The following is a 24,117-nucleotide window of genomic DNA, read 5'->3' on the forward strand; positions in this document are numbered from 1 at the left end:
TGCACGAGTGCGGTCGAGGATCGTCGATGTCGTTACGCGTAGCTTTCGCCCTGATGCTGGTCGCAGCGCCCGCCGTCGCGCAGCAGGCCCCTGTGATTACGCTTTGGCCGAACGGCGCGCCCGGATCGGAAGCGCGGCGGACCGAAGCCGAGACGGTGAAGGACAGCTATGTCAGCAACGTCCACAACCCCTCTCTGACGATCTACCGCCCCGCGCCGAGCCATGCCAACGGCGCCGCGGTGATCGTGGCGCCCGGCGGCGGTCACCGCATGCTGGTGTGGATTAACGAGGGCGAGGTACCGGCGAAGGCGCTCAACCGCTACGGCGTCACGACGTTCGTGCTGAAATACCGCCTCGCGCGTGATCCCGGCTCGCCTTACGATATCGAGCGCGATGCGGTGGCCGATCTGCGACGGGCGGTCCGGCGGGTCCGCGCGCATGCGAGCGACTATGCGATCGACCCTGCCCGGATCGGCGTGATGGGCTTTTCCGCAGGCGGCGAACTCGTGTCGCTTGTCGCCGACAACCCCGCGCCGGCACAGACGCCGGCGGATGCGATCGACCGCGTGAGCGCACGCCCGGACTTCCAGGTCCTCGTCTATCCCGGGCCGCTTGGTACACCGGCAAAGGCTCCCGCCGGTGCGCCGCCCGCGTTCCTCGTCGCGGGCTCGCTGGACCAATGCTGTGCGACATCGGCGATGACGCTGTATTCACAGCTTCGTACCGCGGGCGTTTCGGCGGAGCTGCACCTTTACGCGGACACCGATCACGCGTTCAATCTGGGCACGCGATCGGAGCGCATCTCGATCCAGCATTGGCCCGATCGATTGGCGGACTGGCTTGCCGATGGAGGCTGGCTCATTCCGCATGGATCGGCGAAGATACCCCCAGTTTCTCGAAAGGAACCCTGATGGAATTCGGCAGGCGTGATCTCCTGGTCGCCGCGGCAACGCTGGCCGCCACATCGAGCGGCGTGGCCTGCGCGGCTACCGATCGCAAGCTCGGCTATGCGATCGTCGGGCTCGGCTATTACGGGTTGCAGACGATCCTGCCGCAGTTCGTCAATTGCGAACATTCGCGGGTGACCGCGCTGGTCAGCGGCGACCGGACCAAGGCACTTGCGACCGCAGCCAAATACGACGTGCCCGAGCGGTCGATCTATACCTACGCCGATTTCGATCGCATCCGCGACAATCCCGACGTCGACATCGTCTATGTCTGCCTGCCCAATTCGATGCACGCCGAATACACCATCCGCGCGGCGAAGGCCGGCAAGCACGTGATGTGCGAGAAGCCGATGGCGATCTCTGTCGCAGAGTGCGAGTCGATGATCCGCGCGTGCAAGACCGCGGGCAAGAAGCTGATGATCGGCTATCGCTGCCATTTCGAGCCGTTCAACCTGGAGGCGATGCGGCTGGCGAAGTCCGGCGCGGCTGGCAAGATCCGCTATGTCCGGTCGGAGCACGGCTTCGTCCAGGGCGACCCGAACAAGTGGCGCCTGAAGCGCGCGATGGCGGGCGGGGGTTCGCTGATGGACATGGGCATCTACAGCCTGCAGGCCGCACGCTACATGACGGGCGAGGAGCCGATCGCGGTCACCGCCCGCGAATCCACCGACCGCCGTGACCCGCGCTTCCGCGAGGTCGAGGACATGATCGAATGGACGCTCGAATTTCCCTCCGGCGCGATCGCCGGATGCCAGTCGATGTACAGCGCTAACCAGAACCATATCCTGCTGATGGGCGACAAGGGGCGCGTCGAGCTGGAACCGGCGACACGCTATGACGGTAACAAGATGTGGACCGGACGCGACGGTCGCGAGACCGCGATCACCAGTCCTCCTCCAGGGCCTGGCAAGACGCAGTTCGCGGGGCAGCTTGATCATCTGGCGGAATGCATTCTCGACGGACGCGAGCCTATCGTTTCCGGTGAGGAAGGCCTGCGCGACATGCGGATCGTCGAGGCGATCTACCGCTCCGCGCGCGAAGGTCGGACGGTGAAGCTGTGATGCGGCCGTTGCTTGTTGCTGCGGTGGCGTTCGTTTCAGCCTCTGCCCTGCCCGCGCAGACTGCTACCGATCCGACGAGCTTTGCCGCATCGGCCGATGTTCGCACGCGGATCGTTGCGCTCGAAAAGACGATGAAGCCCGGCCAGGGGTTCGCCATGGCTTCGCTGGTGGAGGCGGACGGGACGAGTGCCGCGCTCGAATATTGGAAGGCGCCGGGCAAGCCTGCGGTGCACCCCGACGAGGCCGAATATGCGACGGTAATGGCGGGTTCGGGGACGCTGGTCTCGGGCGGCACGCTGGTCGCGCCGAAGCTGCGCTTTCCGGGGCTTGTCGAAGGTGACCGGATCGAGGGCGGGACGACGCGGAAGCTCGCGGTCGGGGACGTGTTCCTGATCCCGGCGGGGGTGCCGCACTGGTTCGGCATCGACGGCAAGCTGGTCATGCTAGGGACCAAGATCAGGACATCAGGTCAGCGGAAGCCGAGCCAGTAGAGCAGGCCGATATTGACCGCGAGCAGCGGCAAGGCGGTCGGTATCTGCGCGCGGATGACGGCGTTCTTGTCCTTCAACTCGAGTAGTGCCGCGGGGACGAGATTGAAGTTCGCGGCCATCGGCGTCATCAGCGTGCCGCAGAAGCCGCTGAGCATGCCGATCGCGGCGACTACCGCCGGGTCGCCGCCATAGTGGCGCACGAGCAGCGGGATGCCGATCGCCGCGGCCATGACGGGGAACGCCGCGAAGGCGTTGCCCATGACCATCGTGAACAGCGCCATGCCTAGTGTGTAGGCGAGGACTGCGCCGATCAGGCTGCCTTCGGGGATCGCGTGGCCGGCGAGCCCGCCGACGACGTCGCCGACGCCGGCCAACGCGAACACTGCGCCGAGACTCGCCAGCATTTGCGGCAAGACGGCGGCCCAGCCGATCGCATCCATCAGCCTGACGCCTTCCGCGAGCGGTGTGGCGATACGGGGCCGGAACCAGAGGTGCATGGCGACCAGCGCGATCAGGACGCCGCAGGTTAGGGCGACGAGCGTTGCTTGTTTCGGGTCGACTAAGTTCGGGACCGCGCGGAAGAGGACGGTCCCGCCTAGTGCCGCAGCGGGGATGATCAGCGCGGGGAGGAATATCCGGTTGCCGAGCCGCGCGGCTTCGACGCGCCGTTCGTCGAGTGTGGTAGTGGCACGCCCGCCCCGCCCCATCGCGCTCGATCCGGCGATCGCGACGAGGGCCAGGACCAGCACGCCGTTGCCGATATCGCCCAGCCGCCCGCCGAGCAGGAAGCTGATCGCCAGCACCGCGTAGAAGGCTGCGTTGCCGAAGCGCTTCGGGTTGGTGCGGTCGGTCGCGCTCAGGATCGCGAACGCCGCGAACATCAGGCCGGCGACGCCGTAGATGAAGCCGGTGCCGATCACTGCGTGCGCGCCAGTCGGCGGTCGAGCAGCCAGAGGCGGAAGCCGTGGATCAGGAACGCGGCAATCGCTGTCGGGATCGCCCACATCGAGAGGTGGAGCGGCTGGATGACAATGCCGTATCCCTCCAGCACGCCCTTCATCAGCAGGATCGAGCCGATCGCGATGAAGATGTCCTCGCCGAAGAACAGCCCGATGTTGTCGGTCGCCGCAGCCATCGCGGGGATGCGGTCGCCGCCGGGTGCGACGCCTTGCGCTTCGGCGGCGGCTTCAGCCATCGGCGCGACCAGCGGGCGGACGCTCTGTGCCGGGCCGGCGATGGAGGTCAGGCCGAGGGCTGCGGTGAGTTGGCGGAACAGCAAATAGCCGATCAGCAGGCGCCCCACCGTCGCGCCGCGGAGCTTGGCGATGGCGAGCCGGGCACGTTCCTGCAGGCCGTGGCGTTCGAGCAGGCCGATGACCGGCAGAACGATGTAGATCACGGTGACGTAGCGGTTCTCGTTGAACGCCTTGCCGAACGCGGCGAGGACCGCGAGCGGTGCGATGCCGGCGGCGAGGCCAGTGACGAGCGCGGAGACGGCGACGACGAGCAGCGGGTTGAACCGGAGCAGGAAGCCGGCGACGATCACCGCGATGCCGCACAGGACCAGCATGCCGTCTAGCGCGCTTGCTTGGCGAGGTCGGCGTCGAACGCGACCTTGGCCTTCGCGACGATCTTTGGGAGTAGCGTGGGGTCGACGAACGCGGTGGTGTCGCCGGCCTGGTAGCGTTTGCCGCGGGCGATCACGTCGGTCAGTTCGGGATGCGACGGCAGGACGATATCGGCGTGCAGCGTGCCGAGCATCGCGATGCTGCGGCGGTAGTCGGCGACGATGCCGGGATAGGCGCGGCTGCCGATCAAGCGGTTGCCCGCGACGCTGACGCTGCACGGGAAGACTATGTCGAGCGGGCGCTGCCTGGCGGGGATGCGCATCGTCCAGGTGGTGCAGCCGGGCGTGTGGCCGGGTGTCGCGCGCGCGGTCAGCGTGGTGGTGCCGAGGGTCACCGTCTCGCCATCGCGTATGCCGCGGTCGACGTGCACCTTCGGGAAGCGGATGACGCCGTAGTTGGTCTCGCCGGGTGGCACGCCGGTTTCGAGCGCGCGGACGTCGCGGATGCCCGCAACGACGCGTGCGCCGGTTGCGCGCTTGAGCGCGGCTACACCGGCGGCGTGATCGAAGTGCGCGTGAGTGACGAGGATAAGCTTCACGTCGCGAAGGCGGGCGCCCGCCTTGGCGATGTTGCGCCCGATCATGCCTGCATTCTCGGCGAGCGTGCCGTCGATCAGGATGGCACCTGCGCTGGTCTTGATGAGGTAAGCGGCGATGCCTTCGCTGCCGACATAGGTGATCGGGCCGGCGATCGGGAACGGTGCCTGCGGGCGTGTCCAGGCCGGCGGGTCGGCTGCGCCTAGAAGAAGTGGAGCCGTAACGGCGATCGCCAGTGCGCCTACCGGTGATTTGGTGCGGCGTAACGATCCTCCCCCGCCAGGGGGAAGTGGCAGGCGTAGCCTGACGGAGGGGACGGTCAGCGGTAACGTCGGCATCTTATCCTCCCCCTCCGTCTGGCAAGGGCCAGCCACCTCCCCCTTACGGGGGAGGATCGCGTAGTGTGCGTCTAGCTTATTCCCACTCGATCGTGCCGGGGGGCTTGGAGGTGTAGTCGTAGGTGACGCGGTTGATGCCCTTCACCTCGTTAATGATCCGGGTCGCGACGCGCGGCAGGAAGTCGCCGGGGAACTGGAACGCCTGCGCGGTCATGCCGTCGGTCGAGGTTACCGCGCGCAGAGCCAGCACGTTGTCGTAGGTGCGGCCGTCGCCCATCACGCCGACGCTGCGGACCGGGAGCAGCACCGCGAATGCCTGCCAGATCGTGTCGTAGAGCCCTGCCGCGCGGATCTCCTCAAGGTAGATCGCGTCGGCCTTGCGCAGGATATCGCAGCGTTCCTTGGTGACTTCGCCGGGGATGCGGATCGCGAGGCCGGGTCCGGGGAACGGGTGACGGCCGACGAAGATCTCAGGGAGCCCGAGTTCGCGGCCGAGCACGCGAACCTCGTCCTTGAACAGTTCGCGCAACGGCTCGACGAGCTTCATATTCATGCGCTCGGGCAGGCCGCCGACATTGTGGTGGCTCTTGATCGTCACCGACGGGCCGCCGGTGAAGCTGACGCTCTCGATCACGTCGGGGTACAGCGTGCCCTGCGCAAGGAACTCCGCGCCGCCAAGCTTCTTGGCCTCGGTGTCGAACACGTCGATGAAGGTCTTGCCGATGAATTTGCGCTTCAGCTCGGGGTCGGTGATCCCGGCGAGGCCGCTGAGGAACAGTTCCTCGACGTTCACGTGGATCAGGGGGATGTTGTAGGCGCCGCGGAAGAGGCTGACGACCTGCTCGCTCTCGCCCGCGCGCATCAAGCCATGGTCGACATAGACGCAGGTAAGCTGCTCGCCGATCGCCTCGTGGATAAGCACGGCTGCGACCGCGGAGTCGACGCCGCCCGACAGGCCGCAGATGACGCGGCCCTTGCCGACCTGCGCGCGGATCTCGGCGATCTTGGTCTCGCGGAACTCGGCCATCGTCCAGTCGCCGCTCAGCCCGCAGACATGGCGCGCGAAATTGGCGATCAGCTTGCCGCCATCGGGGGTGTGAACAACCTCGGGGTGGAACTGCACGCCGTAGAAGCGTCGTGCCTCGTCCGCGACGATCGCGTAGGGCGCGCCGGTCGAGACCGCGACGGGGGTGAAGCCGGGTGGGATCGCGTCGACCTTGTCGCCGTGGCTCATCCAGACTTGGTGGCGTTCGCCTTCGGCCCACAGGCCGTCGAACAGCGAACACGCGCTCTTCACCTCGATGAAGGCGCTGCCGAACTCGCCGCCGTCGCCCGAGACGATCACGTTGCCGCCAAGCTGTGCGGACATGACCTGCTGGCCGTAGCAGATGCCGAGGATCGGGATGCCCGCCTCGAAGAAGCGCTGCGGCACGCGCGGGGAGTTCTCGGTGGTGACCGAGGCGGGGCCGCCGGAGAGGATGATGCCCTTGGGCTGCATCCGGTCGAACGCGGCCTCGGCGGACTGGAAGGGGGCGATCTCGCTATAGACGCCGGCCTCGCGCACGCGGCGGGCGATCAGCTGGGTTACCTGGCTGCCGAAATCGACGATGAGAATGCTGTCTGGGTGCTCCATGTCGGGCGCATAGCCGGATGGGGCCCGTAACGAAAGAGGCCGCGCCCATTGCTGGACGCGGCCTCTACGGTTTCCGTGTTCTCCTGCGGACGCAGGAGGCCAGGGTAACGGACGATTGCGCTTTTGATCCTGGGCTCCTGCGTTCGCAGGAGAACAGTCTTACGCTGCGTCGTCGTACTCGTTGTCCGACATTACCGGACCCGAATCCTGGCCCTTCGCCGAGACGTCGCGGTCGACGAACTCGATGACGGCCATCGGCGAGGCGTCCGACATGCGGATGCCGGCCTTGATGACGCGGGTGTAGCCGCCGTTGCGATCCGCATAACGGGTCGCGAGCGTGTCGAACAGCTTGATCAGCTGCGCATCGTCGAGCAGCTTACCGTGCGCGAGACGACGGTTGGACAGGCCACCCTTCTTCGCGAGCGTGATCAGCTTTTCGACGTAGGGACGCAGTTCCTTCGCCTTGGCGACGGTGGTGGTGATCTGCTCGTGCTTGATGAGCGCGGCGCTCATGTTGCGGAACAGAGCAAGACGGTGGGCCGAGGTCCGCTGAAGCTTACGGCCGCCTACGCGATGGCGCATGTTTAATACCTTTTCGTTCGTTCAGGGGCCGTATGAGGTACCCGGGAGCTGGTGGCATTTAGGGCTGCCACCGTCACCCTAGTTGTCTCCCCGCGAAGGCGGGGATCCAGTCTGGGCACCCGCCTTCGCGGGTGAACAAGAGGTCGGGGCCGATATTACTCGGCTCCGAACCGCTTACCCCATAATCTCCTGCTCGAGCTTCTTGGCCATCTCTTCGATGTTCTCAGGTGGCCAGCCGGGGATTTCCATCCCCAGGCGAAGACCCATCGACGACAGCACTTCCTTGATTTCGTTCAAGGACTTGCGGCCGAAGTTAGGCGTACGCAGCATCTCGGCTTCGGTCTTGCCGACCAGATCGCCGATGTAGATGATGTTGTCGTTCTTGAGGCAGTTCGCCGAACGCACCGACAGCTCCAACTCGTCGACCTTCTTGAGGAGGTAACGGTTGATCTGCTGGGTGTCGCCTGCTGGCTCCGCACCACCGGCAGCGGGTGCTGCCTGGCCGATCGGGGCCGACGAACGCGTGACCGACGAGTCGTCGAAGTGGACGAACAGCGCGAGCTGGTCCTGAAGGATGCGACCGGCATAGCCGACTGCGTCTTCCGGGGTGATCGTGCCGTCGGTTTCGATCGTCAGCGTCAGCTTGTCGTAATCCAGGTCCTGACCGACGCGGGTCGGGTCGACCTTGTACGACACCTGACGTACCGGCGAGTACAGCGCGTCGACCGGGATCAAACCGATCGGCGCATCGGCCGGGCGGTTTGCGGCAGCGGGCACGTAACCCTTACCGATGTCGGCGGTCAGCTCCATGTTGAGCGTCGCACCCTCATCGAGGTGGCAGATCACGAGATCCTTGTTCATGATCTCGATGTCGCCCGAGACGGCGATGTCGCCGGCCTTGACTTCACCCGGACCCGTTGCCGAGAGCTGGAGGCGCTTTGGCCCCTCGCCCTGCATGCGGATCGCGATCTGCTTCACGTTGAGGACGATGTCGGTCACGTCCTCGCGGACGCCGGCCAGAGACGAGAACTCATGCAGCACGTTCTCGATCTTGATCGAGGTGACGGCCGCGCCCTGCAGCGACGAGAGCAACACGCGACGCAGCGCGTTGCCGAGCGTCAGGCCGAAGCCACGCTCGAGCGGCTCGGCGATGAAGGTCGCCTTGCGCTTGGTGTCGCCACCGGCCTTTTTCTCCAGGCCGCTGGGCTTCTTGAGTTCCTGCCAGTTCTTTGCGTTGACAGACACATGCTTCCCCTAATTTGGGGGCCGACGAAAAGGACTTCCGCCGGCCATTAAAATGCATCCGCGACGCACGTTCGACCTGATCAGGGACGACCGCGCGCGGACAACGTCGGAGAATTCAGACGCGACGACGCTTCGAAGGGCGGACGCCGTTGTGCGGGATCGAGGTCACGTCGCGGATCGACGTGATCTGGAAACCGACTGCCTGAAGTGCGCGCAGTGCCGATTCGCGACCCGAGCCGGGGCCCTTGACCTCGACTTCGATCGTGCGGACGCCGTGCTCGGCGGCCTTCTTGCCGGCGTCTTCCGCTGCGACCTGGGCCGCGTACGGAGTCGACTTGCGCGAGCCCTTGAAGCCCATTGCGCCGGCCGACGACCACGAGATCGCGTTGCCCTGGGCATCGGTGATCGTGATCATAGTGTTGTTGAAGCTGGCATTCACGTGAGCGACGCCAGAGGTGATGTTCTTGCGCTCGCGCCGCTTAATGCGCTGAGGTTCGCGTGCCATGGTGTATTTCCTGACCTGTATCTGCGTGACGCCGGGCGGCCCGTTGGGACCAGCGCCGGCGGAGTAATCCATTCGAAAAGTGGATTACTTCTTCTTGCCGGCGATCGGCTTGGCCTTGCCCTTGCGGGTGCGCGCATTGGTATGCGTGCGCTGGCCGCGGACCGGCAGGCCCTTGCGATGACGCAGGCCGCGATAGCAGGCGAGATCCATCAGGCGCTTGATGTTCATCGAGGTCTGGCGGCGCAGATCGCCCTCGACGGTGTGATCGGCGTCGATCGTCTCGCGGATGTGCAGCACTTCCTGGTCGGTCAGGTCCTGAACGCGTGCGGTATCGGCAATGCCGAGCTTCGCGACGATTTCCTTGGCCTTGGTCGAACCGATGCCGTGAATGTAAGTCAGCGCGATCACCACGCGCTTGTTGGTCGGGATATTAACACCCGCGATACGTGCCATGAACTTGGTTCTCCTGCTCCACGAGGTCCGGCATGGCTGCACGAACCTCATCTCTTAGCGATGAACCGAAACGCACGATAGCGACGAACGCAAACAAGCGCCGCCGGAACCGTCGTGTCGGGGAGAGTTCGAATAAGCGCGCGCCAACGCGCTGTCAAGCCAGCGGTTCCGCAGGAACGGCCACGGCCTGGCGCATCGCGAGCCAGCGGCGGAACGAGACGACCGTCCAGATGATCTCGACCACGCCGAACGGCCACGCGCCCTGGAGGAACCCGTAGATCGAGCCAAGCACGCACCCGAAGGCGAAGCCGAGCGTCCACCAGTGCGACCCGGCTTCCTTGGCGTAGCATAGCAGGGTGAAGGATACCGCGGCTAGGCCGAATAGGGAAAGAGCGTCCATATTGCCCCTATGGCGACAAGTATCGACCGGTGCCATGGTTGGTACGGCGCCGGGGACGACCGTTCTTCCGGATATCCGGGACGCGCCGTGGATACAAAAAAGGCCCCCGCCGGACGGCAGGGGCCTTCGTATCGCGGTAGTGTGCGACTTACTTCTCGCCGTTGTCCTTGACGCCGACGGTCGGCACTTCGACGGTTTCGGTCTCGGTCTTCACCTTCGGGACTTCGACCGTCGTCTTCGACGTTCCGACGACGACTTCCTTCGAGTCCATATCGACCTTGGGTAGAGCGCCACCCTTGACCGAAACCTCGGGAAGCGCGCCGCTCTTGGTGACGTCGGCGCTCCAGAAGCCGGTAGCGAACAGCAGGCCAACGATCACGGCGATGACCAGCAGGACGATCGCGATCGTCCGGCCCGGGCCGCGGCGTTTCACGACAACGGTATCGGTGGTGCGGTAATCTGACATCATACTCTCCCTGTTACTGTTCGGAAAAACACTCCGAAGAACAGGTTGTTCCGTCGTCGCAACGGTATCGGCGAAAGATGGAATTCGGTTAGGCTCGTCGTGGCGCGCTCACACCCATCCACTCATTTCCGTCCGAACAACTTCTCGATGTCCCCGTGCGCGAGCTTAACCCAGGTTGGGCGGCCGTGATTGCACTGGCCGGAGTGCGGGGTGACCTCCATTTCGCGGAGGAGCGCGTTCATTTCGGTGACGGACAATATGCGGCCGGCGCGGACGGAGCCGTGGCAGGCCATCGTGCCGGCTACCGCGTCGAGGCGTTCTTTCAGGGAGAGCGCTTCATCGAAGGCGGCGAGTTCGTCGGCGAGGTCGGTCACGAGGCCTTTGGGGTCGCTTTGGCCTAGGAGCGCGGGTGTGGCGCGGACCAGCATCGCGTGGGGGCCGAAGCGTTCGAGGTCGAGGCCGAATTCGGAGAGTTCCTCGGCGCGGGATTCGAGGCGGTCGCAGGCAGATTCGTCGAGTTCTACGACTTCGGGAATCAGGAGGGCCTGGGACGCGATGGTGCCGCCGATCAGGGCTGCGCGCATGCGTTCTAGGACGAGGCGTTCGTGGGCGGCGTGCTGGTCGACGAGGACTAGGCCGTCTTCGGCTTCGGCTACTATGTAGGTCTTGGCGACTTGGCCGCGCGCTACGCCCATGGGGAAGGCTGTGGTTTGGGGCGGGGGCGTCCAGGCGGGTTCGGCTCTTGCCTGTGGGGGCGAGGCGAAGAAGGTTGGGCGGGAGTCGTTTACTGCGCCGTAGCTGCGGCTTTCTAACGGTAGCCTTTGGGGCGTACCCTCACCTTCCCATCCGCTTTGCGGACGGGCCCCTTCCTCTCCCCCGAGGGGAGAGGAGTTTTCCGGCTGCCACATCGAGAGGGCGGACTCGCTGGCGCGCTGGCTTCGGTGGCCGGCGGCGTCGAGGGCTCGGCGGAGGCCTGAGACTATGAGGCCTCTGACGATTGCGGGGTCGCGGAAGCGGACTTCGGTCTTGGCGGGGTGGACGTTGACGTCGACCTGGTCGGTCGGGATGTCGAGGAACAGCGCGACGACGGCGTGGCGGTCGCGCGGGAGCATCTCGGCATAGGCGCCGCGGATCGCGCCCATCAGCAGGCGATCCTTCACCGGGCGGCCGTTGACGAAGAGGTATTGGTGGTCGGCGATGCCTCGATTGTAGGTCGGGAGGCTCGCGACGCCGCCCAGCACGAGGCCCTCCCGTTCCAGGTCGATCGCGACGGAATTGTCGGCGAGTGCACGGTCGGTGAGTGTCGCCACCCTGCCCGGCCGGTCCTCTACCTGTATCGCCGACAGCGCGCGGCGGCCGTCATGCTCCAGCGTGAAGCCGATATCGGGCCTAGCCATTGCCAGGCGGCGGACGACGTCGAGGCAGGCGGCGTATTCGGCGCGGGGGCTGCGGAGGAACTTGCGGCGGGCGGGGACGCAGGCGAACAGGTCCTCGACCACCACGCGCGTGCCGGGCGGAAGCGCGGCGGGGCCTTCGCGCTCGACCCGGCCGTTGTCGACGGTGCGCGCCCAGCCCTCGGCGCCACGGATCCGGCTCTCGATCGTAAGCCTGGCGACGCTCGCGATCGAGGGCAACGCCTCGCCGCGAAAGCCCAACGTCACGACCGACTCGATATACTCGTCGGGCAGCTTCGAGGTCGCGTGGCGTTCGAGCGCCAGGGCCATGTCGGCGGGGGTCATCCCGCAGCCGTCGTCGGAAACTTCGATCCGCGAAGTTCCGCCCTCCACGAGGAGAATCGCGATGCGCCCTGCGCCTGCGTCGATGGCGTTTTCGACTAACTCCTTCAACGCGCTGGCGGGTCTTTCCACCACTTCACCGGCGGCGATACGATTGACCAGATGCTCGGGGAGACGCCGTATTGACATGGGTTTGCGTCTAGACCAAGCGACGGCATCCCGCGACCCGCAAACGCCACTTAATACAGTATAGGCACCCGGTGCTCGAAAACACCGGCGGGCTCCGCGAGATGATGTGTGTGCGCATGTTTTGCTGGCGGTTCGCCCCGTCCGGCGGACAGGATTACGGGACCCTGATTGAATGGCCTTCTACTCGCGTTTCTTCAAGTTCATGTCGCACGACATGGCGATCGACCTCGGCACCGCGAACACCGTCGTCTACGTCCGTGGCCGCGGCATCGTCCTGAACGAGCCGTCGGTGGTCGCGGTCGAGACGATCAACGGGATCAAGCGCGTGAAGGCGGTCGGTGACGACGCCAAGATGATGATGGGCAAGACGCCGGGCAACATCGAGGCGATCCGGCCTTTGCGCGACGGCGTGATCGCGGACATCGACGTTGCCGAGCAGATGATCAAGTATTTCATCCAGAAGGTCCACGGCCCGCGCAAGTTCGCACGCTGGCCCGAGATCGTGATCTGCGTGCCGTCGGGCTCCACCAAGGTCGAGCGCCGCGCGATCCGCGATGCCGCGTCGAACGCAGGCGCGTCGCAGGTGTGGCTGATCGAGGAGCCAATGGCGGCTGCGATCGGCGCGGACATGCCGGTGACCGAGCCGATCGGCTCGATGGTCGTCGACATCGGCGGCGGCACGACCGAAGTCGCGGTGCTGTCGCTGCGTGGCCTCGCCTACACGACGTCGGTGCGCGTCGGCGGGGACAAGATGGACGAGGCGATCGTCAGCTACGTCCGACGCAACCATAATCTGCTGATCGGCGAAGCGACGGCGGAGCGGATCAAGAAGGAAGTCGGCATCGCCAAGCCGCCGGTCGACGGCATCGGCATGATCATCCAGATCAAGGGCCGCGATCTCGTCAACGGCGTGCCCAAGGAGATCCAGATCAACCAGGGCCAGATCGCCGAAGCGCTGAGCGAGCCGGTCGCGACGATCGTCGAGGGCGTCCGCGTCGCGCTGGAGAACACCGCACCCGAGCTGGCCGCGGACATCGTTGACCAGGGCATCGTGCTGACCGGCGGTGGCGCGTTGCTGCAGGGTCTGGACGAAGTCTTGCGCGACGAGACCGGGTTGCCGGTGACGGTCGCCGAGGACCCGCTGACCTGCGTCGCGCTGGGTACCGGTCGCGCGCTCGAGGACCCGCTGTTCCGCGGCGTGCTGATGAGCGGTTAAGAGTTTGGTTTTGCTTTAAGACACACGGACACGAAATCGCGTCGACCGAGTCGCAGGGGTAGGTCCCCCAGCGCTTCGGCGGCGCCCGAGACAGGGGGACAGGCGCATGGCGCCAGCCCGCGACCGGCGCACGGGGTTTTCCCGGCGTCGGCAATATGGTGTGTTCATGGGCTATGTGCTCGCCGTCGCTGGAGCGGTGGTGGGCCTGGTGCTGCTCGTCGCGTCCACGTTCAATCCGCCCGCGTTTTCGGCACTGCGCATGGGTGTCGCGGGGGTGACGACGCCGGTATCGACGGGGCTAGCGACGGTCGGGTCTTCGATCTCCGGCATCCCGGATGCGATCGGCAATTATTTCTTCGTGAAGCAGGAGAACGTCGCGCTGCGCGCCGACCGCGAGCGGACGCGGGCACTGCTGATGCGCGCACGGACGATCGCCTACGACAATCGCCGGTTACGCAGCCTGCTCGCGATCCGCGAACGCTCGACCGTGCCGGTGGTGACCGCGCGGCTGGTGAGTTCGAGCGCGTCGAGCGGGCGGCGTTATGCGCTGCTCAACGCAGGTCGGTGGAGCGGCGTCCTGCCCGGCATGCCGGTGCGCGGGCCCGACGGGTTAATCGGTCGCGTGGTTGAGACCGGGCCGAACGCGGCGCGCGTGCTGTTGCTCAGCGACGGCGACAGCATCGTCCCCGTACGCCGGACGCGCGACGGCCTGCCCGCGATCGCGGCGGGACGCGGTGACGGGATGATCGACATCCGATCGGTCAACGCCACCAACGTCCGCTTCAACGCAGGTGACCTGTTCGTGACGACCGGCACCGGCGGCATTTACGCGCCCGGCGTTCCCGTCGCGCGGGTGACCAAGGCGGGTTCGGATTCGGTGATGGCGCGCGCGTTCGCCGATCCAGACACGCTCGACTTCGCGCTGGTCGAGCGGATGTTCATGCCGGTGCCGCCACCCCGACCGGTGACTCAGCAATGAGCGCATTACCATGAGCAGGGCCCGCATCGTCGATAGCGTCGATTACAAGCCGTTCGAGACCAAGATCCCCGCCGGCCGATCGCGCGCGATCCCCTGGGCGACGGTGATGGCCGGATCGCTGATCACGATCATCCCGGTGGTCGCGACGATCCCGCTGCTCCCGCCGTTCGGGTTCGTCATGCTCCTCGCGTGGCGGCTGCTCGCGCGGTTCGCGTTCCGGCCCTGGGCCGCAGCGCCGCTCGGCTTCTTCGACGATCTCGTCAGCGGCCAGCCGCTGGGCAGCGCGGTGCTGATGTGGTCGCTCGCGTTCGTCGCGATCGACATGATCGAGCAACGCCTCGCCTTTCGCGACTATTGGCAGGACTGGCTGATCGCCGGCGGGCTGATCGCGGCGTGCATCCTGGTCGGGCGCTTCATCGCAGTGCCGGTCGGCGCGCATGTCGACACGATCCTGATCGCGCAGATCGCGGTCACGATCCTGATGTTTCCGCTCGCGGCCCGCATCGTCGCGGCGATCCAGAACAAGCGCGGCGCCGAATGAGGAACACCCCGCGCATCGTCACCGAGATGTCGCAGGCGTATAGCTTCTCGCGCCGCGCGTGGATGCTGGGCGCGGCGCAAGGCGGCGTCGGGCTGATGCTCGCCGGGCGGATGGCGTGGCTGTCGATCGCGCAGAACGAGCGCTACACGATGTTGTCGGAGAGCAACCGCGTCAACATGACGCTGTTGCCGCCCCGCCGCGGCTGGATCATCGACCGCCACGGCGTGCCGATCGCCAACAACCGCACCGATTTCCGCGTCGACATCATCCCCGACCGCCTGCGCGACAAGGAGCGCGTGCTGCCGCTGCTCGGCCGCATCCTCCAATTGCCGCCCGAGGAAGTCGAGCGGATCGCGATCGACCTGGAACACGCCGCCGGGTTCCAGCCCGTCCAGGTCGCGGAGAATCTTGACTGGGAGCGGTTCGCCGCGGTCAGCGTCCGCCTGCCCGAGCTGCCGGGCGTCGCGCCGACGCGCGGGTTCGCGCGCAGCTATCCGGCGGGCGCCGCGGTCGCGCATTTGACCGGCTATGTCGGCGTGCCCAACGCCGAACAGTATAAGAAGACCCGCGACCCGCTGCTCGTCACGCCTGGCTTCAAGCTCGGCAAGGACGGGTTGGAAAAGATGCTGGAGGATGAACTCCGCGGCGTCGCCGGGGCCAAGCGCGTCGAGGTCACCGCGCGCGGCAAGCTGGTCGCCGAGCTCGCGACGAAACCGGACGTGCCGGGCAAGACCGCACGGCTGACGATCGACGCTGGCTTGCAAGAATATGCAGCGCGGCGTCTCGGCACCAACTCGGGATCGGTCGTGGTACTCGACACCCGAACCGGCGAGATGCTCGCGATGGTGTCGATGCCGGCCTATGATCCGAACAGCTTTTCGGACGGGATCAGCCATCTCGAATGGCAGATGCTGAGCGACGACGATCACGTGCCGCTGATGAACAAGGTGACGCAGGGGCTGTATCCGCCGGGCTCGACTGTCAAGCCGATGAACGGCCTCGCGCTGATGAACGCGGGCGTCGATCCGTCGACGCGCATCAACTGTTCGGGCGCGATGCGGCTCGGGACCAGCGTGTTCCATTGCCACAAGAAGAGCGGCCATGGTCCGCTCGATCTCAAGAACGCGATCATGCAGAGCTGCGACATCTATTTCTACGAGATGGCACGGCGGGTCGGATACAACGCGATCGCGCCGGTCGCGCGCGTCCTGGGAATGGGGCAGAAGTTCGACCTGCCCTTCTCGACGCAGCGATATGGGACGGTACCCGACCCGGCGTGGAAGCTGAAGAAATACAAGCACGACTGGACGGTCGCGGATTCGCTCAACGCGTCGATCGGCCAGGGCTATGTGCTCGCCAACCCGCTGCAGCTCGCGGTGATGGCGGCACGGCTCGCGTCGGGCCGCGCGTTGCAGCCGAGCATCCTCGCGGACCACGTCCACCGCGACTCCCCTGCCCTCGCGATCGATTCCGAGCATCTCGCGCGCGTCCGCGACGCGATGTTCGGGGTGATCAACCAGGGTGGTACCGGCGGCGCGGCCAAGCTGCTGATCCCGGGCGTCGCGATCGCGGGCAAGACCGGCACCGCGCAGGTCCGCCGCATCACGATGGCGGAGCGCCGTTCGGGCGTGCTCAAGAACGGGCAGCTGCCGTTCAAGATGCGCGACCATGCGCTGTTCATCGGCTTCGCGCCAGCCGACAACCCGCGGTATGCGCTGGCGGTCGTGCTCGAGCATAACGGCCACACCGTGCGCAACCTCGACACACCGATGATCGGCCGCGACATCATGACCTACATGCTCGACCGCGAGCGCGCGCTGAAGTCGCTCGCCGAGGTCGAACCGACCTGGGGCGGCGACATCCGCACCCGCATGGCGGCGACCGCCGACGCCTATCGCAAGGCGCAGTCCGCCCCGCCGGCCGCCATCGCCACCAAGACCGACGCCACGGTGCCGAGCGACGCCCCTGCCGTCGAGAACGCCACCAACATGGCCAACGCCACGCAGGAAGCCCTCACGACCCCGGGCAACACGGTCGCCGAGGACGAGTCCCGGGATCGCCAGCAATGAACCGCATCGTTCCAGAGCCGCTCGCCAAGCTGCCGTGGCGCGTTCTCCTGCTGGTCGTCGCGATCGGCTGTTTCGGGCAGGTCGTACTCTATTCCGCGGCCGGCGGCTCGCTCAAGCCCTGGGCGCTATCACAAGGTGTCCGCTTCTTCGTTCTGCTCGCGGGGGCGATCGGGCTCTCTTACATCCCCGAGCGCACCTGGAAGGCGGCCGCGCTGCCTGCCTACACGCTGATCGTGCTGTCGCTGATCGCGGTCGAGATCCTCGGCAAGGTTTCGGGCGGATCGCAGCGGTGGCTCGATCTCGGCTTCATCCGCCTCCAGCCGTCCGAGTTCATGAAACCTGCGATCGTGCTGGCGGTCGCAAAATTCTACGACATGCTCCCGCCCGGCGAGACGCGCCGGTTCGGTGGCGTCTGGCCCGCCGCTCTGTTGATCGCCGTGCCCGCGGCGATCGTGATGAAACAGCCCGACCTCGGCACCGCGCTGATGATCTGTGCGGGCGGTGCGACGGTGATGTTCCTTGCCGGCGTCCCGCTGCGGCTGTTCGTCGGCGGCGCGATCGGGGCCGCGGTCGCGATCCCGCTCGCGATCAACTTCGCGCTGCACGATTACCAGCGCAACCGCATCCTGATCTTCCTCGATCCCGAGAGCGACCCGCTCGGCACCGGTTATCACATCAGCCAGTCGAAGATCGCGATCGGCTCGGGCGGTATGTGGGGCAAGGGCTTCCTGCAAGGCACGCAGAGCCACCTCGACTATCTTCCCGAAGGCCATACCGATTTCGTCTTCGCGACGATGGCGGAGGAATGGGGGCTGGTCGGCGGCTGCCTGCTGATCCTCGCCTTCCTGCTGGTGATCCGTTGGGGGATCGAGGTCGGCCAGCGCGCGCAGACTCGCTTCGGCCGGCTCACGGCGGCGGGCCTGTCGACGACGATCTTCTTCTACGTCGCGATCAACCTGATGATGGTGATGGGCCTGGCCCCCGTCGTCGGCATCCCGTTGCCGCTGGTGAGCTTCGGCAGTTCGGCGCAGATGACGGTGCTGCTGTGCCTCGGCGTCCTGATGTCGATCGACCGCCAGAACCGCAAGACGGTCGGCTGGTGAGGCGAAAACCGACTTAATTCGCGAAAAAGCGGCTCGATCGACGAAAACGGACTCGGATCGACGAAAAGGGGGTTGCGGCCCCCGATGAGTCTGCTAACAGCGCGCCTCCAGCAGCGGGGCGCCACACCAGGGCGCCACTCAAAACCGCCCCGGAATGGACGCATAGCTCAGTTGGTAGAGCAGCTGACTCTTAATCAGCGGGTCCTTGGTTCGAGCCCAAGTGCGTCCACCATTCTCCAAATTGTCGGATCGACCGTGCACTGGCAGCCGTGATGTGGGCTTGCTTCGCAGTGGAGATATTCCAGCCTGCATTTGAGCCGAGCCTCTGTTCTATCTCCGCGCATACTCAAGAGTGCGGCGATCCGTATGCGAAGAGGCCTTCCTCAGGATCTCCGACGAACGACTTCCGATCACTTCGCCGGCGCGCTATCGGCGGGTATGGCGCGCGCGCAGAAACTGAAGGTGTATCGCACCGTTGCCGGCTTCTACGATGCGTATGTCGCCGCACCGAGCCAGAAGGCGGCGCTGGAGGCCTGGGGAAGCGAACGGGACCTGTTCGCGCGTGGGATTGCGGAGCTGGTCACCGACCCGGCGTTGATGGCGGAGCCGCTGTCCTCTCCCGGTACGGTCGTGAAGCATTCTCGCGGGACGACGGCGGAACAGATTGCCGCACTGCCCGAACCAACGACGCGTGCAAAACCGGTCGATGCCGAACCTGCCACGGAGGATGGGCCTCGGTCGAAACCGAAAACGGTATCGAAGCCGAAACCCAAACCGCCGCCCAAACCGAAGCCCAAACGTGACGAGATTGATGCCGCTGAAGAGGCTCTCGACGCGCTGAAGGCGGATTTCGACCGAAAGACGAGGGATCTGGTCAAGCGCGAAGCGGCGCTTGCGCGGGAGCGACGCGCGTTGGAGCAGGAACGATCCGCGGGATTGCAGGACGCGGAAGACACGCTGAACAAAACGCGTCGCGCGTATGACGACGCTCTACGCGCGTGGCGGACGTCACAGGACTGAGCCGTCGTTCGAGGAGGCCAGTTACTGTATCAATGTGCAATATATGTCGCGCGTCACCGCGCTGCACGAGCGTGACATTTGCCGGCGGAAGGAACCATCAGCCGGCAAAACCGTTGTGGCGAGGCGGCCGAACCGGCTCGTACATGAGAGAGTGACTTATGATTAAAACATGGATTCTGGGCGCTTCGGCCATCGCAATGACCGCGATGCCGGTTGCAGCCACCGCAGCACCCGTCGGCGCGAACTCGGCGGGGTCGCTCTCGCTGGCTCCCGCAACGCGTGCAGGCACGTCGACCAAGAAGTCCAGCAACCTTGCTGGTCAGAGCATCGTTCCGCTCGTCATCGGTGCAGGCATCATCGCCGGCGTTGCATATCTGATCATCGACAAAGAAAATGACGACGATTCGGACAGCAACTGACTGTCTGGGCCGGTGTTAACGCACCGGCCCATCCTCTTGCCGGCGACGAGATGATCCTCGGAGCGACCCGTAAAGCGTAGTCTCTACTCGTACTTCTTCTTTACGATGGCTTGACTTCACGCCATCCTATTCCGCCTAAGCGGTCGCCTGCGCCCGGTGTTATCACCGCCAGCGCAGACATTCACATTCACCGAAACGCGAACTGTCACCGTGCCAACGGTCAACGCTTTAAAGGTCGTTTGTAGAGTGCGCGCATCGTCGCCTCCATCTTCACGCGATCGATACTGAGCACGACGGTCTGGGCGCGTTCGCCGAGATGCGGCCGGTACGCCTCGTGCCACGACAGCGTATCGCCGTATCCGGCGGTCTGGTTCGTGTCGAAATCGATGTAGAGCGTCTCGGCACGCGTGACGATCGCGGGCTCCAGCCAGACCATCGCGGCAATCTCGTCCCATATCGGAAACCCCGGCTCGAGCCCGGTCTGGAGCGTGTCGGTCAGCGCGGTATGCGCGGACCTCAAGCTGTCGAGAAAACCGCGCGTCCACTGCGTGCCGGTCGACGGGTCGATCGGGACCATCGTCACCTTCGGCCACGCGCCGTGCGCCATGATTCGCGCCGCTTCGGGATCCCAACGGATGTTGAACTCGCGTCGCGGCGTGTTGACGAACTCGCGTGCGAACGCAGCGGCCGCCGGCGTGCCGAGAGTCTGCTGCGGATTGAGACTGCCGCCCATGTAGACCAGTTCCTTCACGTTCGCGGCGAAGCTCGGGTCGAGGCTTTGCGCGAGCGCGATGTTGGTCATCGGGCCGGTGGCGAACAGCGTGATCTGGTGCGGATGCGCGCGGACCATCCGGACAAGGAACGCGGCGGCGATCTCGCTGGAAGGCTTGGTGACGGGATCGCCGATCGGCAGGCTGGGCACGACCGAAGGCGACGGCGTACCGGGCGAACCGCCGGACGCAGGCTCGGTCCAGGGTCCCTTGAACTCGAGCCGTCCGTACAGCCCTTCCCACCGCTTGGTCGACTCCTGCGTGTTGAGCAGCGGATAGGTCGCGCCCGGCACTACCGGCACGTCGGTTCGCCCAAGGATCTCGACGGTCCGCAGCGCATAGGCCGTGGCGGTATCGCGCCAGACCGACCCGCTGGTCGTGGTGATCCCCAGCACCTCGACATCGGGTGCCTGAAGCAGCAACGCGGGCGCGCCGTTCAGTCCGACGATGTCGTCATCGATCAGGACGAGCCGCTTGGTAGGCGCCTCTTTCGCTACGGTGGCGACAGGCGTTGCGAGAGAAAGCAGCGCGACGAAGCATGCCGCGGAGACGAAACGAAAGGCCATCGCGCAACTCTTCCCTGCCAGATCGGAACGCCCGTCACGCCGGTTCCTGGAGGCGATAGTGGACGCAGCCGGTATGCTTTCCGATCAGATCAGCACCTTGTCCAGCGTGATCGGCAGGTCGCGCACGCGATCGCTACTTTCCTGTTGGGCCGGCGGGGTCCTTGCAGCCGCCGAGTCCGTATTTCGCTACCGATCGTCGCAGCGCAGTCTGCCACGCGGCTGCTCGCCCCATTTCGAAGATAGATCGATGCCCTCTTGCCGCCGTGTCGCGCATCGGCGAGCATCACGTATCAAAAGGGGGAATATGTGATGATCAGGGCATTGATGATCGGGCTGACGGCAATCGTCGCGGTTCCGGCACTGGCGCAGGGCAAGCCATCGACCACGACCTATATCCAGGCAGGCACGGTGCTCGACCGGCCCGGCCAGGCGCCGCGCGGCAACACCACGATCATCATTCGCGACGGCAAGATCGTCGAACTGCGCGATGGCTTCGTCGTGCCGGAGCAGGGGGCGAGGCTGATCGACCTGCGCACCGCGTTCGTGCTGCCCGGAATGGTCGACATGCACGTCCATCTCTGGGGTATCGGCGGCGATCCGATGCGCGCGCGACTGGAGGCGCTCAACCGCGACCGGTTCGACGACGAGATGACCGCGGTCGCCAATGCGCGCACGACGCTGGCGGCGGGCTTCACCTCTGTACGTGATCTGGGCGGCGATCCACGCGGTATCAGGGCGCTGCGCGACGCGATCGATGCTGGGGCGGTCGAAGGGCCGAGCATCACCAATGCCGGCGAGATGATCTCGGTGACGGGCGGGCACGGCGACGGCGGCAACGGGTTGGCCGAGGAGTTCGCGGACATGGTGCACGCGAAGGAAATGAACCTGTGCGACGGCCCCGACGATTGCCGCCGCGCCGTGCGGGCGCAGGTTGCACTGGGCGCGCGCGTCATCAAGTTCGCGGCGACTGGCGGCGTGTTGTCGAACGTCAGCGGTGGTCTCGGCCGCGCGATGACGCCGGAGGAAATGCGCGCGATCATCGAGACGGCGCATGCACTCGGCCGCAAGGTCGCCGCGCACAGCCATGCGGCGGAGGGCACCAAGGCCGCGCTGGAGGCCGGGGTGGACTCGATCGAGCACGGCACCTTCCTCGACGACGAGACGATCCGTCTGTTCAAGACCAAGGGCGCATATCTAGTGCCGACCGAGATCGCTCCCGTCGCGGCACTGGCCCAGGCGCGCGGCGGTGCGTTGCCGCCAGCGACGATCGTCAAGGCGGAGGCAGCGGCCGCAGCGATGGCGGCCAACCACAGCCGTGCTTATAGCGCGGGGGTCAAGATCGCGTTCGGGACGGATACGGGCGTGTCGAAGCACGGCGACAACGCGACCGAATTCGCGCTGATGGTCAGGAACGGGCTTACCCCGACACAGGCGATCGCCGCCGCCACGGTGGGTGCAGCGGACCTTCTCGGGCGCGACGACATCGGCACACTCGCGCCGGGCAAGACCGCGGACATCATCGCGGTGACAGGCTCCCCGCTGCAGGACGTCACGCGGCTCGAACACGTCGAGTTCGTCATGCACCGTGGGACGGTCGCGAAGACATCGGCGGCCGGCATCTGATCGGCCACCGTCCGCGCGCGCGATCAGCCTATAAGCAGGCGCGCGCCGAGGGCGGCGAACAGCGCGGGCGGCATCACCACCGCGCCGACTTTCAGGAACCGCCAGAAGCCTACATCCTCGCCCTCGCGGCGGATCGCGGTCAGCCACAATATCGTGGCGAGCGAGCCGGTGATCGACAGGTTCGGCCCCAGGTCTACGCCGATCAGCAAGCCGTCGGTGACGATCTGCGGGACGTGCGCCTGTTGCAGCGTGGTGCTGGCGATCAGGCCGGCTGGCAGGTTGTTCATCAGGTTCGATCCGAACGCCAGGATCGTCCCCGCGACGCCGGCGGTCGTCGTCGGCGATCCGGCAGCGCCGTCGGCGAGCCAGCGGGCCAGCATCGCGATGACGCCCGTGCTCGCCAAGGCCTCGACCAGGACGAACAGGCCGGCGACGAGTGGCAGGACCGCCCAGGATACCGACCGCAACGTCTCGACCGGCGACCGCCGCCGACCGATGCAGATCGCGACCATCGTCGCGATGCCGGCGATGCAGGTCGGCAGGCCGAGATCCAGCCCCTTGGCTGACGCGACGATCAGCACCACCGCCGTCGCGACGATGCCGCCAAGCGCGATCTTGCCGCCGGGCGACAGAGTGCTGGTCTCGACGAGCGTCTCGCACTTGCCCGCCAGCCGCTCGCGCTCGACCCAGCGGAGGATCAGGAACGTCACGCCGATCGACAGCAGCGACGGCAGGGCGAACGACGCCATCCACGCACCGAGCGACGGCATCGCGCCACCGTACAGAACGAGGTTCGCCGGATTGGAGATCGGCAGCACGAAACTCGCCGCATTGGCGACAAGCGCGCAGGCGAACAGCATCGGCAGCGGATCGGCCTTCGCCCTCTTTGCCGCGGCATAGACGGCAGGCGTCAGCACCACCGCGGTCGCATCGTTCGAGAGGAAGGTCGTGACGACGATGCCGACGCCGAAGACGAGCGCGAACAGGCGGCTGGTCGATCCGTTCGCCAGCCTGACGGCGTGTTCGGCGACCCAGTCGAACAGCCCCTGCTCCCGCGCGATTTCGGAGAGCAGCATCATGCCGATCAGGAACAGGTAGACGTCGCCGCCCTTCAGGACTGCGGCCCACGCGTCGCTGACTGGCATCAGCCCGAACAACAGCAACAGCGCCGCGCCGGTTACAGCCCACACCGCCTCGGGCAGCTTGAACGGGCGCGTGATCACGCCAATCGTCGCGACGAGGCAGATCAGCCAGATCGCGTAGGTGGCGAGCGTCGGCAACACGCTCATGCAGCGGTTACCGGGGCTGGGGCTGGGGCGCAGCGTGCAGGTTCGGTCATTGCGGGGTTCACCAATCGAGTCCGTTCCTGTTGGGTCCGCGTTGCGCCGGAGCCAATCCGATACAGTGCCGATAGCTGCGGTCCACAGCGCGAATGTCGCTGCGACCCGTGTCATCTGCTGCGCGCACATCGCGAAGTAAATCCGGGTCAGCATTCCTGTCGTTGAATGCTGTTCAAGTCGTTCGACAGATGATCGGCACATGCCGCCCATAGCGAGACTGGGCACCGATCGTTCCGTGACAATAGCGTCATGTTTCGCGAC

Annotated in this window: 24 protein-coding genes and 1 tRNA gene; 12 read left to right on the top strand and 13 right to left on the bottom strand. The window is 65.9% G+C overall.

The annotated features are described in order from the left end of the window. Positions 1-26: 26 nt before the first annotated feature. From QFZ54_RS07750 to QFZ54_RS07760, 3 genes are read left to right on the top strand one after another with little or no spacing between them, the layout of a single operon-like run. Positions 27-911 carry an alpha/beta hydrolase gene (locus QFZ54_RS07750; protein ID WP_307085990.1) on the top strand — a complete coding sequence of 295 codons (885 nt, stop codon included), beginning with the start codon at positions 27-29 and terminating at the stop codon, positions 909-911. Then, entirely contained in the window at positions 911-2,008 is a 1,098-nt protein-coding gene (locus QFZ54_RS07755; RefSeq protein ID WP_307085992.1) for a Gfo/Idh/MocA family protein, read from the top strand. The genes QFZ54_RS07750 and QFZ54_RS07755 overlap by 1 nt, the downstream gene beginning before the upstream one ends. Then, positions 2,008-2,499: a cupin domain-containing protein gene (locus tag QFZ54_RS07760; RefSeq protein WP_307085994.1), complete on the top strand. Its 492-nt coding sequence runs from the start codon at positions 2,008-2,010 to the stop codon at positions 2,497-2,499. Before QFZ54_RS07755 ends, QFZ54_RS07760 begins: the two co-directional genes overlap by 1 nt. Here the strand turns inward: QFZ54_RS07760 and QFZ54_RS07765 are convergent. The 11 genes from QFZ54_RS07765 to mutL form a co-directional block, all read right to left on the bottom strand. After that, positions 2,478-3,419: a DUF979 domain-containing protein gene (locus QFZ54_RS07765; protein WP_307085997.1), complete on the bottom strand. Its 942-nt coding sequence runs from the start codon at positions 3,417-3,419 to the stop codon at positions 2,478-2,480. The two genes, QFZ54_RS07760 and QFZ54_RS07765, sit on opposite strands and share 22 nt — an antisense overlap. Continuing rightward, a complete protein-coding gene (locus QFZ54_RS07770) occupies positions 3,416-4,069 on the bottom strand; it encodes a DUF969 domain-containing protein (protein WP_307085999.1) in 654 nt (217 codons plus the stop codon). The genes QFZ54_RS07765 and QFZ54_RS07770 overlap by 4 nt, the downstream gene beginning before the upstream one ends. A gap of 5 nt (positions 4,070-4,074) precedes the next feature. Continuing rightward, the gene (gene bla / locus QFZ54_RS07775) at positions 4,075-5,001 is read right to left on the bottom strand and encodes a subclass B3 metallo-beta-lactamase (RefSeq protein ID WP_307086001.1); all 927 of its coding nucleotides are present in this window, start codon (positions 4,999-5,001) and stop codon (positions 4,075-4,077) included. A gap of 76 nt (positions 5,002-5,077) precedes the next feature. Further along, on the bottom strand, positions 5,078-6,634 hold the full coding sequence (gene guaA, locus QFZ54_RS07780; protein WP_307086004.1) for a glutamine-hydrolyzing GMP synthase: 1,557 nt from the start codon (positions 6,632-6,634) through the stop codon (positions 5,078-5,080). Positions 6,635-6,793: 159 nt separating this feature from the next. Continuing rightward, entirely contained in the window at positions 6,794-7,216 is a 423-nt protein-coding gene (gene rplQ / locus QFZ54_RS07785) for a 50S ribosomal protein L17 (protein ID WP_307086007.1), read from the bottom strand. A gap of 174 nt (positions 7,217-7,390) precedes the next feature. Further along, entirely contained in the window at positions 7,391-8,461 is a 1,071-nt protein-coding gene (locus tag QFZ54_RS07790) for a DNA-directed RNA polymerase subunit alpha (RefSeq protein ID WP_176499632.1), read from the bottom strand. Positions 8,462-8,576: 115 nt separating this feature from the next. After that, positions 8,577-8,966 carry a 30S ribosomal protein S11 gene (gene rpsK / locus QFZ54_RS07795; protein WP_031395237.1) on the bottom strand — a complete coding sequence of 130 codons (390 nt, stop codon included), beginning with the start codon at positions 8,964-8,966 and terminating at the stop codon, positions 8,577-8,579. Positions 8,967-9,050: 84 nt separating this feature from the next. Then, positions 9,051-9,419, bottom strand: coding sequence for a 30S ribosomal protein S13 (gene rpsM, locus QFZ54_RS07800; RefSeq protein WP_056015521.1), 369 nt, complete (start codon positions 9,417-9,419; stop codon positions 9,051-9,053). A 154-nt stretch (positions 9,420-9,573) separates the two neighbouring features. Then, positions 9,574-9,819, bottom strand: a complete 246-nt coding sequence (locus QFZ54_RS07805) for a hypothetical protein (RefSeq protein ID WP_307086018.1) — start codon at positions 9,817-9,819, stop codon at positions 9,574-9,576. A gap of 148 nt (positions 9,820-9,967) precedes the next feature. Further along, complete coding sequence (locus QFZ54_RS07810; RefSeq protein WP_307086020.1) at positions 9,968-10,285, bottom strand: hypothetical protein; 318 nt, start codon at positions 10,283-10,285, stop codon at positions 9,968-9,970. 122 nt (positions 10,286-10,407) lie between these two features. Further along, positions 10,408-12,210, bottom strand: a complete 1,803-nt coding sequence (gene mutL, locus QFZ54_RS07815) for a DNA mismatch repair endonuclease MutL (protein ID WP_307086022.1) — start codon at positions 12,208-12,210, stop codon at positions 10,408-10,410. 172 nt (positions 12,211-12,382) lie between these two features. Between mutL and QFZ54_RS07820 the strand changes: the two genes are divergently transcribed. From QFZ54_RS07820 to QFZ54_RS07855, 8 genes are all read left to right on the top strand, one after another. Beyond that, complete coding sequence (locus QFZ54_RS07820) at positions 12,383-13,426, top strand: rod shape-determining protein (RefSeq protein ID WP_055878614.1); 1,044 nt, start codon at positions 12,383-12,385, stop codon at positions 13,424-13,426. 106 nt (positions 13,427-13,532) lie between these two features. Further along, the gene (gene mreC, locus QFZ54_RS07825) at positions 13,533-14,405 is read left to right on the top strand and encodes a rod shape-determining protein MreC (protein WP_307086025.1); all 873 of its coding nucleotides are present in this window, start codon (positions 13,533-13,535) and stop codon (positions 14,403-14,405) included. Positions 14,406-14,415: 10 nt separating this feature from the next. Further along, positions 14,416-14,946 carry a rod shape-determining protein MreD gene (gene mreD, locus QFZ54_RS07830; RefSeq protein ID WP_307086026.1) on the top strand — a complete coding sequence of 177 codons (531 nt, stop codon included), beginning with the start codon at positions 14,416-14,418 and terminating at the stop codon, positions 14,944-14,946. Next, a complete protein-coding gene (gene mrdA / locus QFZ54_RS07835) occupies positions 14,943-17,015 on the top strand; it encodes a penicillin-binding protein 2 (protein ID WP_307086029.1) in 2,073 nt (690 codons plus the stop codon). Before mreD ends, mrdA begins: the two co-directional genes overlap by 4 nt. Continuing rightward, positions 17,012-18,118: a rod shape-determining protein RodA gene (rodA, locus tag QFZ54_RS07840; protein WP_307086031.1), complete on the top strand. Its 1,107-nt coding sequence runs from the start codon at positions 17,012-17,014 to the stop codon at positions 18,116-18,118. Before mrdA ends, rodA begins: the two co-directional genes overlap by 4 nt. Positions 18,119-18,274: 156 nt before the next feature. After that, positions 18,275-18,350, top strand: a tRNA-Lys gene (locus QFZ54_RS07845). A gap of 206 nt (positions 18,351-18,556) precedes the next feature. Then, the gene (locus tag QFZ54_RS07850; protein WP_307086033.1) at positions 18,557-19,138 is read left to right on the top strand and encodes a hypothetical protein; all 582 of its coding nucleotides are present in this window, start codon (positions 18,557-18,559) and stop codon (positions 19,136-19,138) included. A 197-nt stretch (positions 19,139-19,335) separates the two neighbouring features. Beyond that, entirely contained in the window at positions 19,336-19,557 is a 222-nt protein-coding gene (locus QFZ54_RS07855) for a hypothetical protein (RefSeq protein ID WP_307086035.1), read from the top strand. A gap of 220 nt (positions 19,558-19,777) precedes the next feature. On the opposite strand, the gene QFZ54_RS07860 is transcribed toward QFZ54_RS07855, so the two are convergent. After that, a complete protein-coding gene (locus QFZ54_RS07860; protein ID WP_307086037.1) occupies positions 19,778-20,893 on the bottom strand; it encodes a nucleoside hydrolase in 1,116 nt (371 codons plus the stop codon). Between the two features lie 309 nt (positions 20,894-21,202). On the opposite strand from QFZ54_RS07860, the gene QFZ54_RS07865 reads away from it, so the two are divergent. Continuing rightward, the gene (locus QFZ54_RS07865; protein WP_307086039.1) at positions 21,203-22,516 is read left to right on the top strand and encodes a metal-dependent hydrolase family protein; all 1,314 of its coding nucleotides are present in this window, start codon (positions 21,203-21,205) and stop codon (positions 22,514-22,516) included. Positions 22,517-22,539: 23 nt separating this feature from the next. On the opposite strand, the gene QFZ54_RS07870 is transcribed toward QFZ54_RS07865, so the two are convergent. Further along, positions 22,540-23,805 (bottom strand): arsenic transporter, encoded by a 1,266-nt coding sequence (locus QFZ54_RS07870; protein WP_307086041.1) that lies wholly within the window; start codon positions 23,803-23,805, stop codon positions 22,540-22,542. Positions 23,806-24,117: the final 312 nt, after the last annotated feature.

Source organism: Sphingomonas faeni (assembly GCF_030817315.1).
Taxonomy (GTDB): domain Bacteria; phylum Pseudomonadota; class Alphaproteobacteria; order Sphingomonadales; family Sphingomonadaceae; genus Sphingomonas; species Sphingomonas faeni_C.